This window comes from Microcoleus sp. BM001215392 (genome assembly GCF_036700185.1).
In the GTDB taxonomy this organism is placed as follows: Bacteria; Cyanobacteriota; Cyanobacteriia; order Cyanobacteriales; family Microcoleaceae; genus Microcoleus.
In genome coordinates this window covers 2,484-4,843 of record NZ_JAUBOJ010000477.1, presented here as the reverse complement: position 1 = coordinate 4,843, position 2,360 = coordinate 2,484, and the positions used below count along the sequence as shown (strand labels likewise).

Annotated in this window: 1 protein-coding gene; it reads left to right on the top strand. The window is 45.8% G+C overall.

What is annotated here, in order from left to right:
* Positions 1-334: 334 nt before the first annotated feature.
* Positions 335-1,861, top strand: a complete 1,527-nt coding sequence (locus QT974_RS31010) for a peptide ligase PGM1-related protein (RefSeq protein ID WP_333472214.1) — start codon at positions 335-337, stop codon at positions 1,859-1,861.
* The last annotated feature ends 499 nt before the right edge of the window (positions 1,862-2,360 follow it).

The following is a 2,360-nucleotide window of genomic DNA, read 5'->3' as shown; positions in this document are numbered from 1 at the left end:
TAGTTATCATCTCATATTGACTACGGTCATGCTTCGCCCCTACGGATATATTCGCCTTGCGCCAGATGCACCGGCATTCCTCAAAAAACCCAATAATAAGATAGGTTCGTAGTGAGGACTTTAGTCCGCAAATTAAAAGGACTAAAGTCCTCACTACAAACCAATGTTATTAGAGGTCATTGACGGAATATAATATAAGTCACCATTGTGCATTTTTGTCCTCAATTATCCGCTCTGGTGCGTCAGAAAAAAACTGTTTTAATTGACTCAGGTATTGGGCTGACGCACCATAAGCCATCAGCAATAATTATTTGAATACTTAGGAGAAAACGCCATGCAAGAGTCAAACAATTTATCTTCCGAATACTCGCAAAAATTTCGCAATCTTCAGACAGAATTACGGGAACGTTGGCGAGAGATAGAAGAATTTGACAGCGGAGATTGTGACATTATCGTCATTCCTTCTCTCAGCTTAGATCAGCAAGAAATGCTGAAAGTTGAGGGTGCTTATCACTACGAAGAGCGGCATTTATTTTCATTGATTCGCCTGCGAAATCCCCGCACGCGCTTAATTTACATTACCTCGGAGCCGCTGCACCCGATGATTATAGATTATTACCTGCAATTGCTTCCAGGTATTCCATTTTCTCACGCGCGCGATCGCCTTCTGCTGTTTTGTGCTTACGATGCTTCCGCCAAATCTCTCACCCAGAAAATTTTAGAGCGCCCCCGTTTGATGGAGCGGATTCGTCAAGCAGCGCGCCCGACAAAATCTTATATGGTTTGTTACAACTCGACGCCCTTAGAGCGCGAGTTATCTGTTAAATTGGGAATTCCTTTGTGGGCTAGCGATCCCGATTTGCTTTATTGGGGAACAAAAAGTGGCAGCCGGCAAATTTTTCAAGAAGCTGGCGTACCTTATCCTGACGGTTCCGAGTTGGTTTGGAATGCGGCAGATTTGGCAGAAGCAGCGGCGGCGTTGTGGGAAAGACAGCCGGATTTGCAGCGGATGGTAATTAAGTTGAATGAAGGTTTTTCGGGGGAAGGAAATGCAATTTTAGATTTGAAGCCGATCGCAAATAAAGCACCTCAAGAAAGAGTTAAAGCACTTGGCGATTGCTTCCACAATTTGCGCTTTCAAGCCACAGGCGAAACCTGGGAAAATTTCAGCAGCCGCATTCCCGAATTAGGAGCAATTGCGGAAGCATTTATCGAAGGAGCCCAAAAGCGATCGCCCAGCGTTCAAGGTCGAATTGTCCCCAGTGGCGAAGTAGAAATTCTCTCAACCCACGACCAGATTTTAGGCGGCCCAGACGGTCAAATTTTCTTGGGTTGCCGATTTCCGGCGGATGAATCCTATCGGCTGGCGTTGCAAGAATTGGGATGGAAAGTGGGGAGAAATTTAGCTGCAAAAGGTGCTTTAGAGCGATTTGGAGTGGATTATGTTGCTGTCAAGCAATCGGACGGCAAATGGGATATTCAAGCAATAGAAATTAACTTGCGGAAAGGAGGTACAACTCATCCATTTATGGCTTTGAAGCTGTTGACCAACGGTCGGTACGAGCGAACTACGGGATTATTTTACAGCCAGCAGGGGCGTCCGAAATATTATGTAGCTTCGGACAATTTAAAAAAGGAGCGGTATCGGGGATTATTACCGAATGATTTGATGGATATTATTGCTGACAATCAACTCCACTTTGACAGCGGTACTGAAACGGGGAGCGTGTTTCATTTAATGGGTTGTTTGTCGGAGTTTGGCAAATTGGGATTGACGAGTATCGGCAATTCGCCGCAAGAAGCTGAGGATATGTATAACAAGGTTGTGAAAGTGCTCGATCGCGAAACGTCATTCAGTTGACAGTTGACAGTTGACAGTTGACAGTTGACGGTTTGAACAATACTGATGCAACGGGAATTGATATCACCGATCAACTCACAAACTCCGGCGGTTGAAACCGCGTCTACACAAGCAAAACCCGACGGGAGCGGGTTGAAGAGTCGTAGCGTAGCGGGGCGTAAGCGATCCTAATATTGCTCTGAAATTCAATATTTCTTAGTCCGCGGAGGCGGACATTGTTTGTATAGACGCGGTTTCCAACCGCCGAGGATTTGAAATGATTCCGATGTCAAAGGATCGGAATGTTGATATTACTCATCAACCCACAAACCCCGGCGGTTGAAACCGCGTCTACACATACAAAACCCGACGAAAGCGGGTTGAAGAGTCGTAGCGTAGCGGGGCGTAAGCGATCCTAATATTGCTCTGAAATTCAATATTTCTTAGTCCGCGGAGGCGGACATTGTTTGTATAGACGCGGTTTCCAACCGCCGAGGATTTGAATCGTTTGTATAGACGC